This window comes from Pseudomonas sp. NMI760_13 (assembly GCF_021283245.1).
In the GTDB taxonomy this organism is placed as follows: Bacteria; Pseudomonadota; Gammaproteobacteria; order Pseudomonadales; family Pseudomonadaceae; genus Aquipseudomonas; species Aquipseudomonas peradeniyensis.
In genome coordinates, this window is the sequence record NZ_JAJSRC010000040.1 from 1 (window position 1) to 26313 (window position 26313).

The 26313-nt window shown below is 66.1% G+C and carries 26 protein-coding genes; 10 read left to right on the forward strand and 16 right to left on the reverse strand.

Annotation, left to right across the window (positions count from 1 at the left end; translation table 11 throughout):
• Window positions 1–192 precede the first annotated feature (192 nt).
• Complete coding sequence (gene nudC / locus LU671_RS26855) at window positions 193–1023, reverse strand: NAD(+) diphosphatase (RefSeq protein ID WP_232857450.1); 831 nt, start codon at window positions 1021–1023, stop codon at window positions 193–195.
• Window positions 1024–1059: 36 nt separating this feature from the next.
• Window positions 1060–1872 carry a crotonase/enoyl-CoA hydratase family protein gene (locus tag LU671_RS26860; RefSeq protein WP_028692407.1) on the reverse strand — a complete coding sequence of 271 codons (813 nt, stop codon included), beginning with the start codon at window positions 1870–1872 and terminating at the stop codon, window positions 1060–1062.
• Window positions 1873–2023: 151 nt separating this feature from the next.
• On the opposite strand from LU671_RS26860, the gene nhaB reads away from it, so the two are divergent.
• From nhaB to LU671_RS26885, 5 genes are all read left to right on the forward strand, one after another.
• Window positions 2024–3526, forward strand: a complete 1503-nt coding sequence (gene nhaB, locus LU671_RS26865) for a sodium/proton antiporter NhaB (protein ID WP_198743543.1) — start codon at window positions 2024–2026, stop codon at window positions 3524–3526.
• A gap of 345 nt (window positions 3527–3871) precedes the next feature.
• Window positions 3872–4486 carry a dihydrofolate reductase family protein gene (locus tag LU671_RS26870; protein WP_232857451.1) on the forward strand — a complete coding sequence of 205 codons (615 nt, stop codon included), beginning with the start codon at window positions 3872–3874 and terminating at the stop codon, window positions 4484–4486.
• Entirely contained in the window at window positions 4483–4746 is a 264-nt protein-coding gene (locus tag LU671_RS26875) for a GNAT family N-acetyltransferase (protein WP_269806839.1), read from the forward strand. The genes LU671_RS26870 and LU671_RS26875 overlap by 4 nt, the downstream gene beginning before the upstream one ends.
• Window positions 4747–4778: 32 nt before the next feature.
• The gene (locus LU671_RS26880; protein ID WP_232857456.1) at window positions 4779–5480 is read left to right on the forward strand and encodes a YoaK family protein; all 702 of its coding nucleotides are present in this window, start codon (window positions 4779–4781) and stop codon (window positions 5478–5480) included.
• A 386-nt stretch (window positions 5481–5866) separates the two neighbouring features.
• Window positions 5867–6109: a hypothetical protein gene (locus LU671_RS26885; RefSeq protein ID WP_203652189.1), complete on the forward strand. Its 243-nt coding sequence runs from the start codon at window positions 5867–5869 to the stop codon at window positions 6107–6109.
• On the opposite strand, the gene LU671_RS26890 is transcribed toward LU671_RS26885, so the two are convergent.
• Window positions 6099–6983, reverse strand: coding sequence for an alpha/beta fold hydrolase (locus LU671_RS26890; protein ID WP_232857458.1), 885 nt, complete (start codon window positions 6981–6983; stop codon window positions 6099–6101). The genes LU671_RS26885 and LU671_RS26890 overlap by 11 nt on opposite strands.
• On the reverse strand, window positions 6980–8050 hold the full coding sequence (locus tag LU671_RS26895; protein ID WP_232857459.1) for a sugar phosphate isomerase/epimerase family protein: 1071 nt from the start codon (window positions 8048–8050) through the stop codon (window positions 6980–6982). The genes LU671_RS26890 and LU671_RS26895 overlap by 4 nt, the downstream gene beginning before the upstream one ends.
• 108 nt (window positions 8051–8158) lie before the next feature.
• Between LU671_RS26895 and LU671_RS26900 the strand changes: the two genes are divergently transcribed.
• Together LU671_RS26900 and LU671_RS26905 are read left to right on the forward strand one after the other, a co-directional pair.
• Window positions 8159–8752: a TetR/AcrR family transcriptional regulator gene (locus tag LU671_RS26900; protein ID WP_232857460.1), complete on the forward strand. Its 594-nt coding sequence runs from the start codon at window positions 8159–8161 to the stop codon at window positions 8750–8752.
• 204 nt (window positions 8753–8956) lie between these two features.
• A complete protein-coding gene (locus LU671_RS26905) occupies window positions 8957–9577 on the forward strand; it encodes a TetR/AcrR family transcriptional regulator (RefSeq protein WP_203652183.1) in 621 nt (206 codons plus the stop codon).
• On the opposite strand, the gene LU671_RS26910 is transcribed toward LU671_RS26905, so the two are convergent.
• Window positions 9574–10476: a LysR family transcriptional regulator gene (locus LU671_RS26910; RefSeq protein WP_232857462.1), complete on the reverse strand. Its 903-nt coding sequence runs from the start codon at window positions 10474–10476 to the stop codon at window positions 9574–9576. The two genes, LU671_RS26905 and LU671_RS26910, sit on opposite strands and share 4 nt — an antisense overlap.
• Before the next feature lie 90 nt (window positions 10477–10566).
• Here LU671_RS26910 and LU671_RS26915 point away from each other — a divergent pair, with 90 nt between their 5' ends.
• Together LU671_RS26915 and LU671_RS26920 are read left to right on the forward strand one after the other, a co-directional pair.
• Window positions 10567–11922 carry an MFS transporter gene (locus tag LU671_RS26915; protein ID WP_232857464.1) on the forward strand — a complete coding sequence of 452 codons (1356 nt, stop codon included), beginning with the start codon at window positions 10567–10569 and terminating at the stop codon, window positions 11920–11922.
• The gene (locus LU671_RS26920; protein WP_232857468.1) at window positions 11915–12316 is read left to right on the forward strand and encodes a DUF4440 domain-containing protein; all 402 of its coding nucleotides are present in this window, start codon (window positions 11915–11917) and stop codon (window positions 12314–12316) included. The genes LU671_RS26915 and LU671_RS26920 overlap by 8 nt, the downstream gene beginning before the upstream one ends.
• Before the next feature lie 28 nt (window positions 12317–12344).
• On the opposite strand, the gene surE is transcribed toward LU671_RS26920, so the two are convergent.
• The 9 genes from surE to LU671_RS26965 all read right to left on the reverse strand — a co-directional run bounded on the left by surE (window position 12345) and on the right by LU671_RS26965 (window position 22509).
• Entirely contained in the window at window positions 12345–13106 is a 762-nt protein-coding gene (surE, locus tag LU671_RS26925) for a 5'/3'-nucleotidase SurE (protein WP_203652177.1), read from the reverse strand.
• 48 nt (window positions 13107–13154) lie between these two features.
• Window positions 13155–14672 (reverse strand): FAD/NAD(P)-binding protein, encoded by a 1518-nt coding sequence (locus LU671_RS26930; protein WP_232857470.1) that lies wholly within the window; start codon window positions 14670–14672, stop codon window positions 13155–13157.
• Between the two features lie 54 nt (window positions 14673–14726).
• Entirely contained in the window at window positions 14727–15914 is a 1188-nt protein-coding gene (locus LU671_RS26935) for a pyridoxal phosphate-dependent aminotransferase (protein WP_232857472.1), read from the reverse strand.
• A 23-nt stretch (window positions 15915–15937) separates the two neighbouring features.
• Window positions 15938–16816 carry an acetaldehyde dehydrogenase (acetylating) gene (locus LU671_RS26940; protein ID WP_232857475.1) on the reverse strand — a complete coding sequence of 293 codons (879 nt, stop codon included), beginning with the start codon at window positions 16814–16816 and terminating at the stop codon, window positions 15938–15940.
• 15 nt (window positions 16817–16831) lie between these two features.
• Entirely contained in the window at window positions 16832–17845 is a 1014-nt protein-coding gene (gene dmpG, locus LU671_RS26945; protein ID WP_232857477.1) for a 4-hydroxy-2-oxovalerate aldolase, read from the reverse strand.
• 27 nt (window positions 17846–17872) lie between these two features.
• Window positions 17873–18916 (reverse strand): AbrB family transcriptional regulator, encoded by a 1044-nt coding sequence (locus tag LU671_RS26950; protein WP_203652167.1) that lies wholly within the window; start codon window positions 18914–18916, stop codon window positions 17873–17875.
• 85 nt (window positions 18917–19001) lie between these two features.
• Entirely contained in the window at window positions 19002–20240 is a 1239-nt protein-coding gene (locus LU671_RS26955) for an ATP-grasp domain-containing protein (RefSeq protein WP_232857478.1), read from the reverse strand.
• 216 nt (window positions 20241–20456) lie between these two features.
• Window positions 20457–21287: a hypothetical protein gene (locus LU671_RS26960; protein WP_267967276.1), complete on the reverse strand. Its 831-nt coding sequence runs from the start codon at window positions 21285–21287 to the stop codon at window positions 20457–20459.
• A 49-nt stretch (window positions 21288–21336) separates the two neighbouring features.
• Window positions 21337–22509, reverse strand: coding sequence for an MFS transporter (locus LU671_RS26965; RefSeq protein WP_232857480.1), 1173 nt, complete (start codon window positions 22507–22509; stop codon window positions 21337–21339).
• A 94-nt stretch (window positions 22510–22603) separates the two neighbouring features.
• Between LU671_RS26965 and LU671_RS26970 the strand changes: the two genes are divergently transcribed.
• Window positions 22604–23512 carry a LysR family transcriptional regulator gene (locus tag LU671_RS26970; RefSeq protein ID WP_232857482.1) on the forward strand — a complete coding sequence of 303 codons (909 nt, stop codon included), beginning with the start codon at window positions 22604–22606 and terminating at the stop codon, window positions 23510–23512.
• A gap of 34 nt (window positions 23513–23546) precedes the next feature.
• On the opposite strand, the gene preA is transcribed toward LU671_RS26970, so the two are convergent.
• On the reverse strand, window positions 23547–24821 hold the full coding sequence (preA, locus tag LU671_RS26975; protein WP_203652156.1) for an NAD-dependent dihydropyrimidine dehydrogenase subunit PreA: 1275 nt from the start codon (window positions 24819–24821) through the stop codon (window positions 23547–23549).
• Window positions 24822–26189, reverse strand: coding sequence for an NAD(P)-dependent oxidoreductase (locus LU671_RS26980; RefSeq protein ID WP_232857484.1), 1368 nt, complete (start codon window positions 26187–26189; stop codon window positions 24822–24824).
• Window positions 26190–26313 lie beyond the last annotated feature (124 nt).

Below are 26313 nucleotides of genomic sequence, written 5' to 3' on the forward strand. Positions count from 1 at the left end.
TGAATAAACCTGATTACGGACCATAATGTGTCAACCATGTCTGCGCACATGTGTCAGCGATGTGTCCGGTCTCTACACCAAGACCAAAGTAACCCGCCGTAAGGGCGGAAAGGTGAATAAGCGTCGACATCACAAATGAATGCGCATACAACTTCCAAAACCAACCAACCAACCAACCCAACTAAAACCAACTCAGACAGGCAAAACCGGCTCAGACAACCCCAACCGCCGAGCAACATACAAATCAATCAGATACCGAGCAATCGACCGCCCCGCCGGCAAAGGCGGCAACTCATGCACATTGAACCACCGCGCATCCTCGATCTCATCCGCCTGCATGACAATCTCCCCCCCAGCGTACTCGGCATGAAACCCCAGCATCATCGAATGCGGAAACGGCCAGCACTGGCTGCCAACGTACTGGATGTTCCTGACCTCCACCGCCACCTCTTCACGCACCTCGCGCACCAGGCAGTCCTCGGCCGACTCCCCAGGCTCCGCGAATCCCGCCAGGGTGCTATAGACCCCGGTGACAAAGCGCGGCGAACGGGCCAAAAGCACCTCGTCGCCACGAGTAATCAACACAATCATGCTCGGAGAAATCCGCGGATAGCTGCGCAAGTCGCACGGCTGGCAATACATCGCCCGCTCCCAGCGAATCTGCGTCATGGCCTGCCCGCAACTGCCACAGAAACGGTGCTCGCGAGCCCAGGTACCGATTTGCGCGGCGTACCCGAGTACCTTGTAGGTGTCGAAGTCGCCCTCAAGCATGAACCGGCGCAGCCCCTGCCAGTGACACCCCGGCACTTCACCGGCACCACGCAGCTCCAGCAGGAACACCGGCTGGCCATCAAAATGGCCGATACCATGCTCGCACAGCACATCAAGGTCCTGGCGCTTGAGCCAGTCGCGGGGAAACAGCGCGCCGTTGGCGTCCACCAGGAACCCCTCCGGGCTGCGGGCGACGGCCAGCCCCCCGGTGATCTGCGGGTCGAGTACTGCGGTTGTCCAGCGTGCTGACATGGTTCGGGTCCCTTGATGGCGCCCGCCACTGTCCAGTCAGTCGGCGAACGTCGGTTGCTGTTTGCTCATGTGCGCGGCCATGGCCACGCGCAGGTCTTCGGACTGCAGCATGGCCGCGTTCCAGGTGGCGATGTACTCCAGGCCATCGTCGATGCGATGGTCGCGCATGTAGCTGATCATCTCCTTGGTGCCGGCCACGGCGATCGGCGATTTTGCGGCAATCTCGCGGGCGATGGCAAAGACCCCGTCGAGCAGCGCCGCCTGGTCATCATAGACGCGGTTGACCAGGCCGATGCGCAGCGCCTCCTGGGCATCGACCCGGCGGCCGGTGTAGGCCAGCTCGCGCATGATGCCGTCGCCGATGATACGCGGCAAACGTTGCAGGGTGCCGACATCGGCGGCCATGCCCATGTCGATCTCCTTGATCGAGAACTGCGCGTCAGCGGCGCAGTAGCGCATGTCGCAGGCCGAGACCATATCGATGGCGCCGCCGATGCAGTAGCCCTGGATCGCCGCCAGCACCGGCTTGCGGCAGTTGTCCACGGCGTTGAACGAGCCTTGCAGGCGCAGGATGGTGCGGCGCATCACCCGGGCGTTGCGGCCGACGTCCTTGCCCAGTTGCTGCGCCAGGGTGGCCAGCATCGTCAGGTCGATGCCGGAGGAGAAGTGCTTGCCGGCGCCACTGATGACCACCACGCGCACCGCGTCGGTGTCGTCGATCCACTGGAAGATCTCGACCAGCTCTTCCCAGAAGGCGGCGTTCATCGCGTTGATCTTGTCCGGGCGATTGATCTGCACGTGGGCGATGTTGTCGGTCAGTTCGACCTTGAACGCGGTGTATTCGGTCACGAGCGGCACTCCTGTGGGAAAAGGATTCACAACGCCGGATCTTAGCGCACCCGCAAGGCTGCACATGTGCCAAAAGCCGGACTGGATGACTTGCACCCCGAGGCGCGATGCGGCACCTTGCGCCACTGCTGAATCAAAAGGATACAAATTCATGTCCCGTTCCCTGACCGGCGCCCTCGCCCACGGCTTCCTGGGCCAGTCGCCGCGTTGGTACAAGGCCGTCATCTGCCTGTTCCTGGTCCTCAACCCGTTGCTGCTGGCGACCCTTGGCCCGGTGGTCACCGGCTGGGTGCTGGTGATCCAGTTCATCTTCACCTTGGGGATGGCGCTCAAGTGCTACCCGCTGATGCCCGGCGGCCTGCTGCTGGTCGAGGCGCTGCTGCTGCGCATGACCACGCCCGAGGCCCTGTACGAAGAGCTGCAGCACAACTTCCCGGTGATCCTGCTGCTGATGTTCATGGTCGCCGGCATTCACTTCATGAAGGAGCTGCTGCTGTATCTATTCTCGCGGATCCTGCTGGGGGTGCGCTCCAAGGCGATACTTAGCCTGCTGTTCTGCGTGCTCTCGGCGTTTCTCTCGGCGTTCCTCGACGCCCTGACCGTGACCGCGGTGATCATCAGCGCTGCGGTGGGCTTCTATGCCGTCTACCACCGGGTCGCCTCGGGCACCAACCCACGGGAGGAGTCGGCGCTGGACAGCGATCACCAGGTCGAACAACTGCACCGTGACGACCTCGACCAATTCCGCGCCTTCCTGCGCAGCCTGCTGATGCACGGTGCGGTGGGCACGGCGCTGGGCGGCGTGTGCACCCTGGTGGGCGAGCCGCAAAACCTGCTGATCGGCCATGAAATGGGTTGGCACTTCGCCGACTTCTTCCTCAAGGTCGCGCCAGTGTCGATGCCGGTGCTGGCGGCGGGTCTGGTGACTTGCGTGCTGCTGGAGAAGCTGCGCTTGTTCGGCTACGGCACGCTGATGCCCGAACGCGTGCGCCAGGTGCTGGCCGCCTACGCCGCCGAGGACGACGCCGCGCGTACCCCGGCCCAGCGCGTCGCCCTGGTGGTGCAAGGCCTGGCCGCATTGATCCTGATCGTCTGCCTGGGCCTGCACATTGCCGAGGTCGGCCTGATCGGCCTGATGGTCATCGTGCTGATCACCGCCTTCACCGGCATCACCGACGAACACCGCCTGGGCCGCGCGTTCCAGGACGCCATGCCGTTTACCGCGCTGCTGGTGGTGTTCTTCGCCGTGGTCGCGGTGATCCACCAGCAGCAGCTGTTCAGCCCGCTGATCGCCTGGGTGCTGGCCCTGCCCAGCGAGCAGCAGCCAGGCATGCTGTACCTGGCCAACGGCCTGCTGTCGGCGATCAGCGACAACGTGTTCGTCGCCACCATCTACATCACCGAGGTCAAGCAGGCGTTCGTCAATGGCGCGATGAGCCGCGAGCACTTCGAGACCCTGGCGGTGGCGATCAACACCGGCACCAACCTGCCCAGCGTGGCCACGCCCAATGGCCAGGCGGCGTTCCTGTTCCTGCTGACCTCGGCGATCGCGCCGCTGGTGCGACTGTCCTATGGACGCATGGTGTGGATGGCCTTGCCCTACACCGTGGTCATGGGTGGCCTGGGCTGGTGGGCGGTGACCTACTGGCTGTAGTAGCCGCTCCTATGGAACTGAACATAACTCATTGATTTAGCAGGACCCTGTGGGAGCGGCTTTAGCCGCGAAGAATCCAACACCGTGCCTGGCACCGGCTGCGCCGGTGTTCGCGGGTGAACCCGCTCCCACAGGGCGCGCGGGCTACCCGCGAACTCAGTTCCCTGCGCGACAGCGCAGCCCCAAAGGGCTGGGCGATCTCCTACAGACGAACGCATATCCCGCCCCTGCTTTCTCTCCTCCCGTGCACCTACCCGTCGAACCCTGACTATCGTTCAGCACTGCTGTCGATTCTCGCCAACCCCGTTCGACTATCCAGCACACCCACCCGAGGAGACTCATCCCATGCGCAAGCTCATCGTCGCCGCCTTCATCACCCTCGATGGCGTCATGCAGGCCCCTGGCGGTCCGCAGGAGGACACCAGCGGCGGCTTCACCCATGGCGGCTGGATCCCGCCATTGGCGGACGAGGCCTTCGGCCAGGCCATGCAGACCTTGTTCAGCCAACCGTTCGAACTGCTGCTGGGGCGGCGCACCTATGACATCTTCGCCGGGTTCTGGCCAGAAGTCGTGCCCGATGCGCCGGATCGTCCATTGGCCGACCTGTTCAATGGCGTGGCCAAGCATGTCGCCACCCACCGCCCCGAATCCATCGACTGGCAAAACAGCCACCCCTTGGGCGCCGATGTGACGGGGGCAGTACGCACGCTCAAGCAACAGACCGGCCCGGCGCTGCTGACCCAGGGCAGCGGTGAACTGGTACGCCAGCTGCTGGCGGCCGGGCTGGTGGACGAGCTGCGCCTGTTGATCCATCCCTTGCTGCTGGGACGCGGCAAGCGCCTGTTCGGTGACGATGCACAGGCCGCAGCCTTCAAGCTGGTGGAATCGAGCAGCACGCCCAATGGGGTACTGCTGGCGCATTACGTGCGTAGCGGCGAGGTGCAGACGGGTTCGTTCTGAACCCGGTCAGTCGAGCAGGCGGGCGAAGCCATGATGCCGTAGCCGAGCAGGGCCGGGGCATCGCCCGCAGGATGGTCGAACACCTCGAAGGCATCGCCCGGGCCGAAGGCCTGGAAACGGTCCATCTGGATGCCACCCTCAACGCCGCCGCGTTCTATCGCCGCTGCGGCTACGTCGGCGACGCGCTATCGACCTACCAATCGCCCTTTGGCCTCGAACTGTCCTGCGTCCCCATGCGCAAGGCCATGGCCCGGGTATAAGATCAGAGCCCCCTGCCCCGGAGACCCGTCCCATGCTGCCCACCGCTTCCTCCCAGCACAGTGCCCGCCGCGTTCGCTTGCAGGCCCTGCGCGGGCGGGTCGGCCTGGGGCTGGTGGCCGGGCTGTCGGTGCTGGCCGGCATGACCGATGCCATCGGCCTGCTGGCGCTGGGGGACTTCGTCTCGTTCATGAGCGGCAACACCACGCGCCTGGCGGTTGCCATCAGCCAGGCTGACCTGGCGCTGATCCTGCGCCTGGCCCTGGCGATCCTCGGTTTCGTGCTGGGCAACACCCTGGGTGTCCTGCTGGCCCGGCGCCTGAACCGGCGCGCCGCACCCTTGCTGCTGATCGTCGCCACCCTGCTGGCATTCGCCGCAGTCTGGCCGGCGTCGATCACCTTCCCCGCACTGATCGCGGCCACCCTGGCCATGGGCATGCTCAATGCCGTGGTCGAGCAGGTGAACGGCCTGCCGATCGGCCTGACTTACGTCACCGGCGCGCTGTCGCGCTTCGGCCGTGGCCTGGGACGTTGGCTGCTGGGTGAGCGGCGCGATGGCTGGCGGGTGCAACTGGTGCCCTGGAGCGGCATGCTGCTGGGCGCCGCGCTCGGCGCCTGGCTGCAGCAGCGGCTCGGCTTGCAGGCGCTGGCGGCCAGTTGCGGCCTGGCCTGTCTGCTGGCGCTGGTGACGGTGTTCATTCCGCGGGCCTGGCAACTGGGCTACATGCCGCGTTGAGGACCACCCCTTTCAAAGTTTTCGCGTTTCGGGGGATATGACCGCTCGAATTCAAGATTGCCGGGGTCGCTTTGCGACCCTTTCCGGCCGGTCCGACGCCTCGGCAAGGCCGCTCCTACAGGGGCACGCGGTCGTCTGTAGGAGCGGCCTTGTGCCGCGAAAGGGCTGCAAAGCAGCCCCGGCAAGGCCAAGCCGGACGCCAATTCTCACACCTTGAAAGGGCTGGCGATGAGGAAGAACCAAACAGCGCAGGCCCATACCTGCAGGATATGCGTATGCTTCGATAATCACTATCGAGCGCAGCAATTTCCAAAGCGTCAACGTGGCCCATAACCTGAGCTCATCGATTCGACACCCTCGAATCCCAGGCTCACGGAACCGCCCCGATGAACACCACCGCCCGCCTCCTCCTCGCTGCACTGGCCATCGCCGTGCTGAGCGGCTGTGCCAGTCATCCCGAGCTGCGCCCCTATACCGCCGAGGAAACCCGCCAGCTGCAACTCGAAGCATTGCAGCGTCAGGGCCTGAGCCTGGAGGAATACGAGCAGCGCAAACTGGCTGTGTCGCGCGCCGGCCACCCACAGGTGGTGACCGACGCCGCCACGGCCAGGACCGCGATCAGCGGCTGAGCTCGACCTCCGCCAGGAACGCCAGCAGGTGCTCGTTGAACGACACCGGCGCTTCCTCCATCACGAAATGCCCGCAACCCGGCAGGATCACGCCGCGCACCGAGTCGGCGTGCCCCTGCATCGTCAGCAGTGGCGCATCGGCCGTGGCGTGCTCGGCACCGATCGCCAGCACCGGCATCGGCAGCGGACGCTTGGCCCGCTCGCGGTTCTGCCGGATGGTCTCGGGGATCGCCCGGTAATAGGCGAAGCCCGCCCGCATTCCGCCCGGCGAGGCGTAGGCGCGGATATAGACATCCGCCGCCACCGCGTGGCGGCGCACCGCCCAGCGATCGAACATGAAATTGAGGTAGCCCTCCTCGCGCCCGGCGATCAGGAACTCCGGCAGGTCGCGCACCTGGTTGAACAGGAAATGCCAGAGGAAGATGTTCTCCTGCGGCGCCACGAAGATCGGCGGCGCCTCGGCCAGCCCGGGAATCACCGCCTCGGCCACCGTCAATGAACGGACCGCCTGCGGCAGGTCGCTGGCCATGGCATAGGCGACCCACATCCCCACGTCGTGGCCGACCAGGTGGTAGCGCTCATGCCCCAGTCGGGTCATGACGGCGTGCAGCACGCGGGCGACGTTGCCGGTGTCGTAGCCCTGCTCGGGACGGTCCGAATCCCCCAGGCCCGGCGGATCGATGGCGATGGCGCGAAAGCCGCGCGCGGCCAGGATCGGCAGCACATGGCGCCAGGCGTACCAGGTCTGCGGCCAGCCCGGTATCAATAGCACCGGCTCGCCCGCACCGGCCACGACGCAGTGCAGACGCTGGCCCTGTACCTGCACATAGACATGCTCGAAGGCATCGCCCAAGGACTCGACGGACAGGCTCATACCCGTACCTCCTTGTCGATGCCGAGCATGCGCTGGATCTGCCGGGCGTCGATCGGCGCGCCGGCGAAGTCATCGAACACCTGGTCGGTGACCTGGATGATATGGCGGTTGATGAACTCGACGCCTTCACGGGCGCCGTCCTCCTGGTTCTTCAGGCAGCATTCCCACTCCAGGGTTGCCCAGCCGGCGAAGTCGTATTGCGCCAGCTTGGAGAAAATCGCCTTGAAATCCACCTGGCCATCGCCCAGCGAGCGGAAGCGCCCGGCACGTTCGGTCCAGTCGCTGTAGCCACCGTACACACCCTGCCGGCCGCTCGGATTGAACTCGGCATCCTTGACGTGAAACATGCGGATCAACGGGTGGTAAAGGTCCAGGTAGGCCAGGTAGTCGAGCTGCTGCAGGACGAAATGGCTGGGGTCGAAGAGGATGCGGCAACGCGTGTGCTCCCCCACCAGGGCATGGAAGCGCTCGAAGCTGGTGCCGTCGTGCAGGTCCTCGGCCGGGTGGATCTCGAAGCACAGGTTGACGCCCTGCTCGTCACAGCAGTCGAGGATCGGCCGCCAGCGCCGCGCCAGTTCCTCGAAGGCGGCCTCGACCAGGCCCTGGGGACGCTGCGGGAACGGGAACAGGTAGGGCCAGGCCAGCGCGCCGGAGAACGTGCCCATATCGTCCAGCCCCAGGTTGCGGCTGGCCCGCGCCGCCAGCTTCATCTGTTCGATCGCCCAGGCGGTGCGCTGCGCCGGGTGTCCGGCCAGCGCGGCCGGGGCAAAGGCATCGCACATCGGATCGTAGGCCGGATGCACGGCGACCAGCTGGCCGATCATGTGGGTGGTCAGCTCGCTGACCTGCAAGCCGCGCTCGGCCAGTCGCCCCTTGATCTCATCGCAGTAGCCCGTGCTCTGCGCGGCCAGTTCCAGGTCGAACAGCCCGGCATCCCAGGCCGGTACCTGCAGCCCCTTGAAGCCAAGCCCCGCCGCCCAATCGGCAATACTGTCCAGGCTGTCGAACGGCGGTTTGTCGCTGCTGAACTGCGCGAGGTGCAGGCTGGGTCCCTTGAGTGTTCTCATGATGCGATCTCATTGTTTGTCGATCGACAAACAATAGAATCGAACGACGCTTCCCGTCAATCGCAAATTGGCTAGAATGCGCGTTTTGCGTAATCAGGCAGACGAGCGATGGCAGGGCGACCTCGGGAATTCGACAAGCAACAGGCGCTGCGCAAGGCGATGCGGTTGTTCTGGGAGCATGGCTACGAGGGCACCTCGATGTCGGCCCTGGTATCCGCGCTGGGCATTGCCTCCGCACGGATCTACGCGGCCTTCGGCAGCAAGCAGCAACTGTTCGAGGAGGCCGTGGCTTTGTACGAGTCAGCCGAGGGCGGCTTCGCCGACCGCGCCCTGGCCCTGCCGGACATCCACCAGGCCCTGGCGCGGATGTTCGAGGACGCCATCAGCACCTACACCCGCGCCGACGAGCCCAGGGGCTGCCTGGTGGTCAGCGCCGCCAGCGGCGTGGCGCCGGACAACCTGGCCGTCCAGCAGTGGTTGTCCGGGCACCGCCGGCAACGCACCGAGTCGATCGTCGAGCGCCTGCGTCTGGCCCGTGAACAAGGGCAACTGCCGGCCGACACGCAGGTCGAGGCACTCGGCCACCTCTATGCCACCTTCCTCCACGGCATTTCCGTGCAGGCCCGCGACGGCGTACCCGCGCACGACCTGCGCAACGCAAGCCGCCAGGCATTGACCCTGCTGCCGAACACCCAGGGCTGACGCGCTCACCTGTAGGAGCGGCCTCGTGCCGCGAAAGGGCTGCGTAGCGGCCCCAGGATTTCAGCTTCGCAGCCGAAATTGCCGGGGCCGCTCTGCGGCCCTTTCGCGGCACGAGGCCGCTCCTACAGGGATCGCGCACGGCCGTTTACCTCGGGCACGGCAAAGCTGTTAGCCTTGCCCTGTTCAGGTCACCACGGACAGCCCATGGCCAACCACAAGATCGAGATCCGCCGGCGCAATGTCGAGAAGATCCTGCAAGCCGCCGAGCAGGTGTTCGCCGACAAGGGCTACGGCGCCACTTCCATGGGCGATATCGCCGAGCTGGCGCAACTGCCGCGCTCCAATCTGCACTACTACTTCAGCACCAAGGACGAGCTGTACCGCGCCGTGCTGCAGGACCTGCTGGATGTATGGAAGCAGGACGCCCTGTGCTTCGAGCACTTCGACGACCCGCGGGTGGTGTTGACCAGCTACATCCGCGCCAAGATGGGACACTCGCGCTCAAGGCCGTTGGGCTCGAAGATCTGGGCCGAGGAGATGCTCCATGGCGCCCCGCTGCTCGGCGCCAGCCTGGACGACATCCTGGTGCCCTGGGCGCAGCTCAAGGAGGCGAAGATCCGCAGTTGGGTCGCGGACCGGCGCATCCTGCCAGTGGAGCCGTCGGCGCTGCTGTACATGATCTGGGCCGCGACCCAGCACTACGCCGACTTCGGTTACCAGGTCAACCTGCTCAATGGCGGCGAGCCGCTGTCCGACCTGGCGTTCGAGCAAGCGGTGCAGACCGTCACCGGCGTCATCCTGCGCGGTATCGGCCTGGAGCCTTAGCGCCCCAGGTGCTCACACAGGAAGTCGATGAACACCCGGGTCTTGTGCGGCACATGGTTGCCGTTGGGGTAGACCACGCTGATCGGCTGCGCCGGCAGACTGTAGTCCGGCAACACCCGCCGCAACTTGCCGGCGACCAGATCCTCCTCGACCAGCCAGGCAGGCAGCACCGCCACTCCCAGCGCGGCGCAGGCCATCGCGCGGATGGCGTGGGACGCATTGGACTGGTAGGCCGCCCTGCCCACCACGCTCGCGCTGCCCGTCCGCGCGCCGTGCAAGGTCCAGCTGGTCGGGCTGCGCAGGTTGCTGTTGGCGATCCAGGGCACATCCGCAAGGTCCGCGGGTTGGGCGATTACATGGCGGGCAAGAAACGCCGGTGAGGCCACCAGCAGAATGTCGTAGTCGGCCAGCTTGCGACTGCGCAGGTTCGAGTCTGTCAGGACACCGAGGCGCACCACCAGGTCGAGCCTTTCGGCAATCAGGTCGCTCAGCGACGAATCGGTCTCGTAACTGATCGACAGTGCCGGGTAACGCTCGGCAAACAACGGGATCAGCGGCAGGATGAAGCGCTCGCCGTACTCCCCGGTGGTGCTGATGCGCAGCCTGCCCGATACGCCGTTGTGTCGACGCAGCACACTGTCGAAGGCGCCCTCGACATCGCTGACGATCACCTTGAAATCGTCGTAGAAACCCTGGCCGGTTTCGGTCGGGGCGATGGCCCGGGTGCTGCGCGCCAGCAGCGTCACCCCCAGGGCCTGCTCCAGTGCCTTGACGTGCTGGCTGGCCATGGCTTTGCTGATGCCGAGAAAATCCGCCGCCTTGGTGAAGGAGCCGAAATCGACCACCGCCAGAAACGTCTGCACCCGGTTGAGCTGGGTGTGGAGGGCCGTGCGCGGCATTGTTCACTTCCATCAAACAGAGTTTCAAGGGTAGCGACATCGACAGGGACAGTCCACGGCACCTACGCTGCGCGCCGAAAAGGAGTGGCAATGACGTACCGGTATCGCGTGGCAACGATCTTCCTGATGGGCTTCTTCATCGACTGCATCAACCTGTTCATGCCGACCGTGGCGTTGCCGCGGATCGCGGCCGAGTTCGCCATTGGCAATGCCAGCAGCGCCTGGGTCGGCAATGCCTACATGCTCGGGCTGACCCTGGCCGTGCCGGTGAGCACCTGGCTGGCAAGCCGCTGGGGTGCGCGGCGGCTGCTGTGTGCCGCCATGCTGGGGTTCAGCGTGGCCGTGTGGGGCTGCGGCGAAGCCACAAGTTTCGCCGCGCTGATCACCTGGCGCCTGCTCCAGGGCATGGCCGGTGGTTTGCTGATCCCTGTGGGCCAGGCGCTGACCTTCGAGCGGTTCCAGGGCCCGGAGCGCGCCCGCGTGTCCACCCTGGTGATGGCCGTGGCGCTGCTGGCGCCGGCGCTGTCGCCCACGTTGGGCGGGATGATCGTCGACCATGGTCGCTGGCCGTGGGTCTTCCACTGCAACATTCCGCTGGCCCTGCTCACGGCGGCGCTGGCCTGGGCCTGGATTGACCAGACACCGGCCCCGGCAGCGCCGCGCCCGGACTTCAAGGGATTGCTGCTGGTCAGCGCCGCCCTCGCCTGCCTGCTGCTGGGCCTGTCGCTGTACGGTGCCGGCCATGGCGTCGCACTGGCCATCGCCTGCCTGCTGGCCGGCTTGTCCTGCGCCCTGCTGTACCGCGCCCACTACCAACGCTCGGCCGGAGGGATTGTCGAGTTGAAAGTGCTCGGCAGCCCTCGCCTGCGGGTCTCGATGCAGGTCTACCATGCAATCCCCGGGGTGTTCACCGGGGTCAACCTGCTGAACATCTTCTACCTGCAGGATGTGCTGGGCCTGAACGCCCAGGCCACCGGCCTGTTCATGCTGGTCTACGCCGCCGGAGCCTTCGCCGCCATGCTGCTGGCCGGCCGCCTGTACAACCGCGTCGGTGCCGCCCGCCTGCTGCTGCTCGGCATGCTCCTGCACAGCCTGGGCATCGGCCTGCTGGTAATGGTCGACACGCCGACCGATAGCGCAGCACTGGTTGCGGCCTACGGCCTCATGGGCATCGGCGGCGGCATCGGTGCCAACACCGCCCAGACCACCGCGCTGCTCGACTTCAGCGGCGAGCGGATGCAGCAGGCCAGCGTGCTGTGGAACCTCAATCGGCAGATGGCTTTCAGTGTCGGCGCCGCCTTGCTGCTGATGATCTTCAACCTGTTGCTGGCAGGCCTGAATCCGCCCGCAGCCTATCACCTGACTTTCGCCCTGGCCGCGCTGCTGGGACTGCTGCCACTGCTCACACTGAACACACTACCCAAGGAGAACCACGCCCATGCCTGAACACGCGATTGCCCGCGCCGAACGCAGCATTCATCACGTCCACGAACTGATCCAGATGGTCTTCACTCGCCCGGTGGCCGAATCCCAGTCGGTGCTCGGTGGGCTGATGGCGGTGTTCGCCGATGATTTCAGCATGGTTGCCACGACAGGCACGCAGGTCACTCGCCAGCAGGTCGAGCAGCTGTTCAAGGGGGCCGCCGGGACCAGGCCAGGCCTGCAGATCACCGTCAGCGATGTGCAAGTGGTGTGGCAGGCCGGGTTGAATGTGGCGGTGCGCTACAAGGAAACCCACCGTTCGCAGGGCATGGCGCAGGCGCGCTGGTCGCTGGCTTTGCTCGAATGCGGCGATCGCGGGGTGGTGTGGCGCTGCCTGCATGAAACCGCGATTGCCTAGGCGACTGCGCGTCTGCAGCCCCGGCCAATCAATCAGACATGGCTTGTTCTACAGCGCCATGGGTACGCTCGAACTGCAACGGCGTCACCGTCACGTGACCTCGTGCCAGTTCCGCCATTTCGCTGCCGGGCTCATCCTCGGTGCGGTGATTGTTCAGCTGCAACCAGTGGTACTCGAAGTGTCGCGGGTCGACCTCGGTACGCACCGAGACACTGTTCAACGGCCCGACACCCTGGCGCGTCACCTTCAACGGCCGGACGGCCTCCAGGGCACAATCAGGGAAGTTGACGTTGAGGCAGGCATCGGCCGGCCATGGCATGTCCAGCACACCGAGAATCACCTCGGGCGCCAGGTTCAGGCCGATGTCCCAGGGCACTGCGTCGCGGTCGCCATAGGCCTGGCTCAAGGCGATCGAACGTACCCCCAGCAGCAGCCCGGTCATCGCCGCGCCGACCGTTCCGGAGAATACGGTTTCAGTGCCCAGGTTCGCCCCACGGTTGATACCGGATAACACCAGGTCGGGCCTGGCATCCTTGAGCAGATGCCCCAGCGCCAGCGCCACGCAGTCACCCGGCGTGCCGGTGACGGCGAAGCGCCGCTCGCCATGGCTGCTCACCCGCAGCGGGGCGTGCAGGCTCAGCGAATGGGAAGTGCCGCTCTGGTCCCGGTGCGGCGCCACCACCCACACCTCCCTGGCCAGCCTGGCCGCCACCTGTTCCAGCACGGCCAGGCCGGGCGCGTCGATGCCATCGTCGTTGGTCAACAGAATGCGTTCGAATCGATAGGTCATGGTTCATCCTGTGAAGTTGCCGGTCAAAGGTGCCCCGGCAACGATAGCTCAGACATGCTCCTCCACACGCCCGATCGTGTGCACGCCCTGCTTCCAGTCGAGCCCATCGGCGCAGCTGGCGGCGTGGCGACCATTGATGTCCAACGCGGAGGTGAAGAAGAACTGGCCAACCGTCAGCTCGCCCACCGCATGAATCTGCCGGTTGCTGCCGGCCCGCCCCTGCACGCGATAGCTCGTCGGATCGATGCAGATCCCCCCCTGCGGGTGGCGGGTGACCGTGCCGTTTTCCAGCAGCGTGGCGAGCAACGGCGAGTCGAGCAGGTCGGCGTCGCGCGGAGAGCCGATGGCATGGATCAGCCGGTCGTAGACATGGCGCCAGCCGCTGCCCTGCAGGACCAACCCGTCGCCGCCCTGCTGCGGCGCGGTGAATGGCCCGGCGACGAACTCCAGTTGGCCACTGCGCAGGTAGCTGAGGATCTTGCGCGCATTCTGCGCCGGGATGGAAACCCGATAGGCCATGAAGAAGCTGAAGTACTCGCGCAGGAAACGCGCCTGCGCGGCATCGTCCAGTGCCTGCCAGATGTCCTCGACGAACCCATTGGTGGCATAGAGGATCGCCTGCCAGGTCCGCGGTGAGCGGGCATGCTCGAGTTCAGCCTCGATGAAACCGGCGATGTCGGCCGGTGGCGCGGGCATGGGGATCACCGCGCTGGCCTTGCCCGGGTCCTGGAAGGCCAGCTCCTTGCGGAACAGGCCGACCAGGTCGCTGATCTGCAGGCGGCCGTTCTGCGCCACCAGCGCATGGAGGCCTTCGCGGGTCAGGTAGCGCAGCGTGACCGGCTCCTGGGTACCCCGCACCACGGGAAAGTAGCCACTGCGCGAATGCATGCGGATGGGGCCTCGATGCCCCCGCTCGATCAGGGCTATGACGGTGTCGATGGCGCTCAGCCGTGCGCCGACCACCGCCACCCGCTCGTGGGGCGCCACCACGCGCAGCAGGCGGGAAACCGGATACGGCGTATCCAGCACCCGCGGGTCGCCGGACGGCTCCGGCTTCTTGCCCAGCGGGCCACAGCACAGCACGACCTTGCCGGTCGGCAGGCTGAGGCCACAACGTGTGCGCAGGGTTTCCACGCCATCGATCAGGTCGATGGCGCAGACCTCCGCGTGCAATTGCACCAGCTGGCAACCCAGGGTCGCGCCGCGCAGCACGATCTGCTTGAGCTGATGCTGCAGGTAGATGCCGAACAGGGCCCGAGGCGCGAAACCGTCCGCCTCTGGACGAAAATCGGGGTACGCGCGGCGCCAGGCCTGCGGGCTCTGCTGCAACCACTGCAGGAAATGCCCGGGCAGATGCGGGTATGGCGTAATGAGGCCGGTCCTGGTGTTGAGCAGGTTGCTCTCCAGGTCGGCCTCGTAGGCCGCGCCGCGCCCGAAATCATCCCGCTTCTCGAACAGGTGGATGACGCCGGCCGGCGCGCTGCCGGCGGCCACGCGGTCCAGATGGCGTTGCAGGAAGGCGATGGCCGTCGCGCCGCAGCCGACGATTGCAAAGGTGTTTTTCATCAACGTGCGTCCCTCTCCAGTAATGCTTCCCTGTCCACGGATTGCGTTCCAGCCTCAGGCGAGCTCGCCCAGGAAGGCCTTGATGCGCTCGGCACCGGCCAGGACCTTGCCGGCTTCGCCGGAATACGACAGCCGGGCATGCCCCGCCGCGCCGAAGAAACTGCCGGGAATCAGGGCAACGCCGAAGTCCCTGAGCAGTACGTCGCAGAACGACTCGTCATCACTGATCACCTGCCCGCGGAACGACCGGCCCAGCGCCTGGCCGATATCGAGGAACAGGTAGAACGCCCCGGCCGGCTCGCAAAAGCGCAGCAACGGCGTACCGCGCAGCACCTCGAGCAAGGCCTGGCGCTGCCCGGCCAGACGCTGCCGGGCGGCGATGGAGAACGCCTGGTCACCGTCGAGTGCCGCCGTTGCCGCCGCCGCCGCGGGGGCCGGCAGGTTGGAGATCGAGTTGGAGTTGAGCGTGGTGACCGCGTCGGCGATCCGCCGGTCCGCCGCCAGCAAGCCGACCCGCCACCCCGGCATGCCATAGAGTTTGGAGACGCTGTCGATCTTGATGATGCGCCCGGCGAGATCCGGCGCCACCGTCAGCAGGTCGGGACAGCGGTCCATGTCGTAGACGAAGCGCTGGTAGACGTCATCGCAAATGATCCAGACGTCATGCTTGCGCAACACTTGCGCCAGCCCCTGGAGCTCCTCGACCGAGTACACGGCGCCCGTTGGGTTGCCGGGGGAATTGAGCAGCACCACCCGCACCTGTTCGTCGAGCGCCTGTTCCAGGGCCTGGGGGGACATCTTGTAGCCGCTCTGCGCGGTGCAGCGCACATCGACGACGCCCGCCCCGACCAGATCGGCGATATCGAAGTAGGTCGGCCAGCACGGGGTCGACACCAGCAGCTTGTCGCCCGGGCGGATGATCGCCCGCAGCACGCTGAACAGCAGGTGCTTGGCGCCGAGGCCGGCGACCAGGTTGCGTTCGTCGAAATGCACGTGGCCAAGGCGCCGCAGGTAACCCAGGTAGGCCTTGAGCAATGCCGGATCGCCACGGCTGGCGCCATAGCCGCCGGTGTCCTCGTGGGCCGCCCGCACTGCCGCCTCGACGATATGGGGCGCCGGCAGGAAGCCGGGCACGCCGACACCCAGGTCGATGACCGGCTGCGGCGCCTCCCTGACCTTCTGCGCCACCCCGAGGATCGGACAGAATCGCGCGAATTCCAGGTCTGCTGAAAGCGTAGGCATGCAGGATTCTCCAGAAGTCCGTTTCAGGCGGCGCGCACGGCCATGCGGCCACGCGCCATGAGCGCGGCCATGTGGGTGGCCGTCGCGGTGATGATGTCGAGATTGCCGGCACTCGGATCGAGGTAGTCCCCCGCCCCCTCGACCCGCACCATGGTGAACAGGCGACCTTCGCTGTAATGCAGGTCGACGATCACCTCGTAGCCCGGCACGGCCTCGCGCACCAGCGCCACGGCCCGCTCCACCTCGCGACGGGTGGCGGCCAGGTCGGCCTGGGCGATCAGTGCCGAGACCGCCGTCTGCATGTAGACATTGGGCTTGGCCGGGTTGATGTTGAGGATCGCCTTGACCTGAGCGCAGCCGGTGAAGCGCCGCAACGCCTGTTCGGTGGTGGTGATGTAGTTGCTCAGGTTGCGGCGGGTGGCGGGGCCTGCGCTTTCGGCGCTGATCGACGACACCACCTCGATGTAGCGCACCCCCGGGTTGGCCCGGGCGATGGCGGCGGCCAGCGGAATCGAGGCCTGCCCCCCACAGGTGATCATGTTGACGTTGCTCGCCCCGGTCAGCTCCAGGCCGTTGAGCGAAGGCACGCACAGTTGACCCAGGGCCGCCGGGGTGAGGTTGATGATCACCTTGCCGGCCTCGATCAGACGTGGCGCGTGGCGCTCATGGTCGGCGGCCGAGGTGGCGTCGAACACCAGGTCGAACTCGCCGATCCGGGCGAACAGACCGTCGATGCCATCGGCGGTGGTGGCGACCCCGCGCTCCCGGGCGAAGGCCAGGCCCGCGGAGTGCGGGGAACGTCCGGCAACCAGCGTGCAGTCCAGGTCCGGGTGGGCCAGGACCTTGCACAGGATGTCGCAGCCAATGTTGCCGCTGCCGATAATGGCGGTTTTCAGGGACATGAATGCACTCCAGGGTCAGGCAACGGAAGGTTGGGAAAGGCGGCTGGCCACCGAGATGATCAGGTCTTCCTGGCCGGCCACCGCATTGCACTGGGCCAGGGCTTCGTAGATTCGCCGTGGTTCGACGCCGAACTCGCTGGCGGCGCGCGCGACATGTTTCTCGAAACCGCTGCACACGCCGTACAGGCCACTGATCAGGTTGGCGGTCTTGACGACCGTGGGCGTGCTGACCGGGGCGATGCTCTCCAGCTGCTCGATGGCGCGGCACAGGGCGAAGATGTCCACGCCGGTGGCGAAGCGGTAGCGCTCCAGCACCGCGCACAATGTCTCCAGCTGGGTGTTGCCGGCGCCGGCGCCGAAGCCGCGCATGCAGCCGTCGACGATGGTCGCCCCGGCCTGGACCGCGGCCAGCGAGTTGGCGATGGCCAGGCCCAGGTTGTTGTGGCCATGGAAGCCCAGCGGAATCGACAGTTCACTGCTGAGCAAGGCAATACGCTCGCGGGTGCTGTCCGGATCGAGGTGACCCGCCGAGTCCATCAGCACGATGGCATTGGCACCATAGCCCTGTTGCTTCATCGCCTCCTCGAGCAAGCGCTCGGGGCTGGCCATGTGGCACATCATCAGTACGCCATGCACATAGGCGCCGTTGCCGCGGGCATGCTCGATATAGCTTTCGGTCACGCTCGCCTCGGTGCAATGGGAGGCGATGCGCAACACCTCGACACCGATCCGCAAGGCGGTATCGATATCGTCGAGCCTGGCGAAGCCTGGAATCATGTGGATGCCCAGGCGCGTGCGACTGAGGTTGGCACGCGCCGTCTCGAGCATCTCGGTGTCGGCATGGCGGGCCAGGCCCAGCTGCAGGGACGATGCCCCCAGGCCGTTGCCGTGGCCCACCTCGACCACGCTCAGGCCGCAGCCGTCGACGGCACGGCAATAGGCGGCGATATCCTCCAGGCTCAACGAATGGGAAACGGCATGGTTGCCGTCGCGCAGGGTCGGATCATGAATGGCGATTGCAGCGGTCATCGAGATCGAGTCCTTGTGATCGAAGGTTCAGTTGCGTGGAGCGTCGGCAGCCGGCTCGGGCTGGAGCAGCCGCTTGGGCAGGAACGCCGGCGAGATATGGATGATCGACATGCGCACCACGTGGTTGAGCATGACGAAGGCAGGGTCGAGCTTGAGCAACAGGGCTGCCGCGGTCATCACCTCGACACCGCCCGGCACCCAGGACATGAACAGCGCCAGGAAGGGCTTGCCGGTGATCTGGGCGGCGAGCGCGGCCACCAGCAAGGTGGTGCAGAACGTCAGCGTGGTCACCACCAGGCCAGCACGCACGTAGCGCAGCACGTCCCCCAGGGTGATGTCGCGCAGGCGGATGCCGATCAAGCCGCCCAGCAGGATCAACGCCACCATCGCCACCGGGTCGGGCACATGCAGGTTGAACTGGGGCATGCCGATGTTCACCGCGGCGGCGCACACCAGCCCGGTCAGCATGTAGGGCGCAGGCACGTCCAGACGTTCCAGCAAGTAGCCGGCAACGACCGCGACGACCGCGACCGGCACGATGCGCAGGTAGTCGCCCAGGGTTCCGGCCGCATGCGCCGCGCTGTCGCCATGGCCGCCGGCGATCAGGGTGACCACCAGCAACAGCGCGAGCAGGCGGACGATGTGCACGAAGGCGATGCGTCCGGAGGCCGGCCCCTCTTCCCCCGACACCGTCATCACCGCCGCCATGGCGCCCGGGATGGCACTGAGCAGGCTTTCGATATGGCCCCACTTCTCCATGCGTCGCAGCCAGTTGTAGCCCACCAGGATCTGCGTGGTCATGCACACCAGCAGCCCGAGCAGGATGCTGACGTCGGTGAGCTCGTGCATCATCGAGGCGGTGACCGTGGAGCCGACGCTGATGCCGAGCAGCAACTGCACGGTGGCCACGAACGGAAACGGCATGCGCATGCGCACGCCCCACTTGCTCAGCGCCGTGACCGCGCAGATGGCGCCGATCAGTTCACCGAGCGGCAGCCCGGTGAGAAATCCCAGCCAGGCGCCCAGGGCCGCGACCGGAATGGGGATGAGGCTCTCGATCAAAGGTTTCATGGCATCGTCACCTGTCTGCAGGCATGACCGTCCCGACTGGCGGCACGGTCAGCAAAAGTGATGGAGGAACGGGACGGATCAGCGGCTAGACGGCGGCCGCTTCGTTGCCCGCCCAGTCGCAGCTTTCGTGGAACCAGCGCTCGACTTCACCAAGCCGCAATTGCAGTTCACGCTCGTTGCGCCCGGCGACGATGGCGTTGAGGATTTCCGAGTTGGTGAACTCCATCGACCGGTAGGCGGTCATCCGGCTCGCCGAGATGCGGTACTCCAGCACGCCGTCGAGCGGGCAGTCGCTCGGCACCTCGCGCAACAGGCCGACCCGCGGTGGAATGCTGATGTGCCCGACCATCTGCCGCGGCTCGATCATGGCCGCCGGACGATACTCGGGATCGCGCAGCGCGCGCAGGAAGCTCATGCGCGGGTCCAGGCCCCAGGCATGGCTGATCTCCTGGTTGAAGAACACCCCGCCCAGCCGCGAAGCGATTTCGCACAGGACGATCTCGCCCGCGTCGGTGACGAACAGTTCGAGGTGGAACAGCAGGGTCGGCTCGGAAGGCAACACGTCCTCGACCAGCGCGCGGGCGTAGCGCACCAGCTTGTCGCGCATCGGATTGCCGGCATCGAGCATGTGCAGGTCGTGGGCCTTGCCGCCGAGGAAGTCCAGCGCCGAGGTCATCACCCGTACCGGCGACACCAGGATCGGCTTGCCGTCGATGTACAGGCCGTTGACGATGTAGTGGCTGCCCCGCACATAGCGCTCGATCATCAGGTTGTGGAAAGTGGTGGCGCCGCGCGCGGCCAGCCACTGGCGCAGCTGCGGCAGGTCCCTGAGCACTTCCACGCCGTTCGAGCCACGACCATCGCGCGGTTTGACCACCACCGGGAAGCCGTGTTGCTCACTGAACTGGATCGCCCCGGTGGCGTGGGTCAGCGGCGCCATGTCGGCGACGGCGAAACCACGGTCGCGGGCCCGCTGCTTCATGAAGAACTTGTCGCGATAGAACATCGCGCGCCCCTCGGCGCCCTGGCTGACACCCAGTCGGTCATTGATGCGCGCCACCCGCAGCACGTCGATCTCGGCCAGTGCCACGCACAGCGGATCACGCATCTCGCGGGCCATGTCATGGACATCCACCTCGACCAGCGCGTTGTCGTTGAAATAGTCGAACAACCGGTACGCCACCTGTTCGCCAAGGTGCGCGGTGATTTCCTGGGCGCGGGAGTTGCAGCTCAGCAGCATGCCTCCCGGCCCTAGCGCGTCGGCCCAGCTTTGCGCGCTGTGCTGGAGAATGATCTTGGGGGGACAGAAGACGATCAGCTGCATGGGGCGTTCCTTGCGTGCTTACATGAGTCAGAAAGTGACCAGGCATCAGGGCCAGGCTCACCAATGATTCTGCTGAGGAGTCGGTGGCCGATGCCAATACCGATTCAGTCGTTATTGATACTCCTCGCCTTGCCCGCGCAGGCGGTTTGCAAGGCGCGCGAAAGCGCTGCCATGTCGGGGAACATGGCAGGCGACTTTCACGCAGGATTCAGCCGGTCAGATCAGGCAGGCGGCGCAGTCGCGCATCACCTCGGCCTTGCGCTGCAGGTACTGGGCAAACACTTCACGGGCCGTGGTCCTGTCCACCGCGATGCCCATGGCCTTGACGAAGGCCTCGACCGCCTCGACCGCGTGGGCGAAATGATTGCTCTCGGTCCCCCCGGTATGCACGGTGACCCAGGCCACGGTCTTGCGCACCTGCTCGGGCGGGACACCCATGTCGCGCTCGAACCAGCGGGTGTACAGCGGATGGATGTACTCCACCTCACCGTGGGTGTAGACCTCATGCACCAGCGTGGTCAGCAGGCCCTGGAGCAGGTCGCGATCACGCAGGCGGCGGGCATCGGTCCAGTCCTTGAACGCCTGCGCCGACGGCAGGCAGTTTTCCTTGAGCAACCACTGGTCGTCGCCGCAGAGGGGCGTGGCCATGTTGTAGAACAGGTCGGCATGCAAGGTGTTGCCCAGCGCCCCCAGGTCCTCGTCGGTGATCCGCTGCAGACTGCCACACACCTGGTAGATCTGCTGCGCCGCGGCGCTGCCCTGCTCGGAACGCGCCAGCAGGGTCAGGCGATTGGCCAGGCCGGAGACGCTGGCGGCCGAATTGTTGGTCTTCGACCAACTGGCGAAGAACTTGCGCAACGCCGCGGCGCCATGGCGCCGCGAAGTCAGCACCTGGAACGCCTGCTCGATGTCGACCAGCGCGGCCTCCTGGTTGCGGAACTCATCCCATAGCGCCTGTTTCAGCACACCGGCAGGCATCTCCTGCAACACCGGTTCAATCACATACAGCAACTGGCTGTGCACGGTCGGCAAGTTACTCACGGTCATCTCACTCTTTTCCTTGTTGGATGATGATGTAGCGCGTTGAGGAAGCGATTCATTGCAATGGCTGGACCGCCGGCCCACGGACCGGCGCCACCCGCCAGCTGCCCCGCGCGATCAGCAGCGGCAGCAGCTGGAACACCACGATCAGGGCGACGCAGCCGCCCCACCCCCAGCGTTCCCACAGCCCGCCGGGCACGAAGGCGCCGAAGCTGCCACCCAGGTAGTAGCAGCTCAGGTACAGGCCGACCGCGGCGGATTTCTGCCGTGGCGCCTGGGCGGTGATGAAGGCATTGGCAGCGGCCTGGGCGAGAAACACGCCAGTGGAGCTGAGCGCCAGGCCCAGCACGATCAACCACAGCGACGCGGACAGGGTCAGGGCCGAGCCGGCGATGCCCAGGCTACCGGCTACCCGCACCAGGTCGGCATGGGGCCGCGCCTTGCTCAGACGTCCGGCCAGCGGCACCACCACCAGCGCCAGCAGGAACACGGCGTAGATGGCACCCAGCGCGGCGGTACCCAGGGCAAACGGGGCCTCGCTCAGGTGCAGGCCGACATAGGTGAAGGTCGCGACCTGGGCAAACAAGACGCAGAACCCCACGGCATAGGCCCCCAGCAATGGCCTGCTGGCGAGTTCGCCAAGCGCCAGCGGCTCGCGCCTGGCTGCGGGTGGATTGCGCGGCAACAGCAGCGCGATACCCAGCGCAACCGCCAGGCTGAGCCCCGCCTGGACCGTCAATGCCACGCGCCAGTCGGCAAGCTCGGTGACCAGACCGGTGAGGAAACGCCCACAGAAACCGCCGAAGATCGTGCCGGCAACATAGATGCTGGTCATTTCGGTCACAGCACCGCCCTGCCAGCGCACGCCGATGTAGGCCACGCTGGTGGCGAACACCATCGGGATGAACATCCCCTGCACCGAACGCCACAGCAGGAATTCGCCATAGCTGCCCGCCCACGCCGCCAACAATGCAGGCAGCGCCAGCAACAGCGCCGCCCCGGCGATGACCCGGTGCTGTTCGCCGCGTGCCGTCAGCCAGCCGACAAAAGGCGCGGTCAAGGCCACGGCGAGGATGGTCACGGTAATGCTCCAACTGGCCTGGCGCAGCGTTACCGGAAAAGCCCGGGTCAGTTCCGTGAGCAGGCCCTGGGTGGAATAGAGGTTGAGAAATGCGGCACATCCGCCAAGAAATAGGGCAATTCGGGGGAAATCGGCGGGAAAACGCATACAAACACTCGTAAAAAATTGTTACAGGTTTATAAGGTAGGACGAACTTTGGATCCAATACCTATTCCCGACCGATTGATACTCAAGGATGAACATGATGGATTTGCGCCGTCTGCGCTGTTTCCTGGTTGTCAGCGAGGAATTGCACTTCGGCCGAGCGGCAGCGCGCCTGCACATGGCCCAGCCGCCGCTGACCCGACAGATATCGGCCCTGGAGACGGAGCTCGGGTTTCGCCTGTTCGACCGCAGCACGCGCAACGTCAGCCTTACCACCGCGGGCCGTCACCTGCTGCCCTACGCCCGCGGCGTGCTCGAACAGGTCGACCTGACCACGGCGATCACCAGCAAGCTGGCGGCGGGCTCGGCCGGCCAACTGACGGTCGGCTACGCCAGTTCGATCGCCCTGTCGGACACCTTCAGCCATACCATCCAGGCGTTCTGTTCGAAGTACCCGGATGTGCAACTGAATGTGGAGGAAGGTGCTTCCAGCACCCAGTGGACGCAACTGATCGAAGGCCGCCTGGATATCGGCATGAGCCGCATGCGCCCATCAGGTGACGATCCTCAGGTCCAGGCCATCTGTGTGGACAACGAGCCACTGGTCGCGGCCGTTCCCAGCGACAGCCCCCTCGCCCAGCAGTTGCAGGTCAGCCTGGCCGAGCTCGGCGAACTGCCGCTGATCACCTTCCCCCCGGACTACGGCTCGGGCTTGAACGAAATCATCCTCGGCCTGTACCGCCGCCACGGGCTGACGCCGCGCCCGGCGCCAAGCGGTCGGCAGATCACCTCGATCATCGCCCTGGTTGCCGCGGGTCGTGGTGTCGCGGTGGTGCCGCAGTGCACCCGGACCTTGGTCAGGCGTGGCGTGTCCTACCTGCCGCTGGCCGAGCCCGGCGCCTGCGCGCCGCTGCTGGTGCTGACCCGCAGGCACGAGCGCAGCCCGCTGGTGCGGGCGTTCGTCGAGGTGATCGAGCAGACCTTGCGCGGCGGTCTGGCCGGGTAGACGAAAACTTCGTGGGAGCGGGCTTGCGCCGACCTCAACCCGCCTCGCGATAGGGATTACGGGGATCCTGCGTCCAGTTCATGTACGGCTTGCCGGTGTCCTGCGCCTGCATGTCGATGCAGCCCTCCACCGGGCAGGTGATCTGGCACAGGTTGCAGCCGACGCACTCGGCCTCGATCACGCTGTAGGCGTGGGTGCCGTCGGCCTTGAGGGTGCTGGCGATGGCCTGGTGCGAGGTGTCCTCGCAGGCGATGTGGCAGCGCCCGCAGCCGATGCAGGCGTCCTGGTCGATGTGCGCCACCGACTGGTAGTTGATGTCCAGGTACTTCCAGTCGGTGGTGTGCCCCACGGCCTGGCCGCGAAACGCCTCGAGGTTGCGGTGGCCGTGCTGGTCCATCCAGCGCGCCAGGCCGTCCTTCATGTCGTCGACGATGCGAAAGCCGTGCAGCATCGCCGCCGTGCATACCTGCACCGCGCCACTGCCCAGGGCGATGAACTCGGCGGCGTCGCGCCAGGTGCCGATACCGCCGATGCCGCAGATCGGCAGCCCATGGGTCTCCGGGTCACGGGCGATTTCCGCGACCATGTTCAGGGCGATCGGCTTGACCGCCGAACCGCAATAGCCGCCATGGGTGCTCTGGTCGCCGACGATGGGGTGGGCGACCATGCGGTCGAGGTCGACGCTAGTGATCGAGTTGATGGTGTTGATCAATGACACCGCATCCGCCCCGCCCCGGTGCGCGGCGCGCGCCGACTGGCGGATGTCGGTGATGTTGGGGGTGAGCTTGACGATCACCGGCAGCGCGCAGTGGGTCTTGCACCAGCGGGTGACCATCTCCACGTACTCCGGCACCTGGCCGACGGCGGCGCCCATGCCGCGCTCGGGCATGCCGTGGGGGCAGCCGAAATTGAGTTCGATGCCGTCGGCGCCGGTGGCCTCCACCAACGGCAGGATGAACTTCCAGGACTCTTCGATACACGGCACCATCAGCGACACGATCAGCGCGCGGTCGGGCCAGTCCTTCTTCACCTGGGTGATCTCGCGCAGGTTGATCTCCAGCGAGCGGTCGGTGATCAGCTCGATGTTGTTGATGCCCTGGACCTGGCGGTTGGCGCCGAAGTGCGCCGAGTAGCGTGACGACACGTTGACCGCCGCCGGGTCCTCGCCCAGGGTCTTCCACACCACCCCGCCCCACCCGGCCTCGAAGGCGCGGACCACGTTGTAGGCTTTGTCGGTGGGTGGCGCGGAGGCCAGCCAGAATGGATTGGGTGCCTTGATGCCGGCGAATTCGATGGACAGGTCGGCCATTTACGCAGCCTCCACGTTGAGCATGAGTTGGGCATGGATGGCTTCGGCGGCCAGCTTGCCATGTTGCACGGCCTGGACGGTAAGGTCCTGGCCCAGCGCGGTGCAGTCGCCGCCGGCGTAGATGCCCGGTATGGAGGTCTGCAGGTGCGCGTCCACCTGGATGCGCTCGCCGTCACGGGCCAATTGCGCCGCCAGCGGATCAGCCAGGCTTGTGTCGTCGAAGCGCTGGCCGATGGCCTTGAAGATGGCGTCGGCCGCCAGCTCGAAAGTCTCGCCGGTATCGCCCAGGCGTCCGTCGACCAGCTGGGTGCGCGCGAAACGCATGCCGCGTACACGCCCTGCCTCATCCAGCAGCACGGCATCGGGCCGGGCCCAGGTGTGCAGACGCACCTGGTTGTGCTTGGCAATCTCCTGCTCATGGTCGGTGGCGCCCATGTCGGACACGCCGCGGCGGTACACCAGGTTGACGTCACGGGCGCCCAGGCAACTCATCTGCACGGCCATGTCGATGGCGGTGTTGCCGGCACCGAGCACCAGGCAGCGGTCGGCCAGCGGCAGTTGGGTGAGGTCGTCGGCCTGGCGCAGCTCGCGAATGTACTCGGTGGCGGCGAGCAGGCCCGGCGCGTCCTCGTCCGCCAGGCCCAGCTGGCGCACGGCAGCCAGGCCCAGGCCGAGGAACACCGCGTCGTACTGGGCATGCAGCTCGCCCAGCGACAGGTTGCCGCCCAGGCGCTGGCCATGGCGGATCTCGATACCGCCAATGCCCAGCAGGAACTCCACCTCGCGCTGGGCGTAGTCGTCCACCAGTTTGTAGCGGGCGATGCCGTACTCATTGAGACCACCGGCTTTCTCCCGCGCCTCGAAGATCACCACGTCATGGCCGTGCATGGCCAGGCGGTGCGCGCAGGACAGCCCGGCGGGGCCGGCGCCGACCACGGCGATGCGCTTGCCGCTGGCCGGCGAGCGCTGGAACGGATGCTCGGTGAAGCCGGCGTGGTCCAGGGCGTAGCGCTGCAGCTGGCCGATCAGCACCGGCGCGCATTCCTGGGCGTTGTTGCGCACGCAGGCCTGCTGGCAGAGGATCTCGGTCGGGCACACCCGGGCGCAGCTGCCGCCGAGGATGTTGGCCGAGAGGATGCGCTCGGCGGCGCCCTGCAGGTTCTCGTCGCTGATGCGGTGGATGAACGAGGGGATGTCGATCTCGCTGGGGCACGCATTGACGCAGGGCGCGTCGTAGCAGTACAGGCAGCGCGCGCTTTCGACGGCGGCCTGGCGGGCGGTGAGCGGGGGCGCGAGGTCGCTGAAGGCCTCGGCCAGCTGGTCGGCGCCGGCCCGGGGGCGCGGCAAGTGGTTCAGGGCGTCGATCACGGTTGTAGCCTCTCTCGTTTTTATTGAACTCGATGCTGGTCAGGCAGCGGCCCGTTCTGGGGATGGCAGTCAACAGGAGCAAGTGTGTTGTTATCAGGGGGAGCTTTGCGCCCCTTTCGCGGCA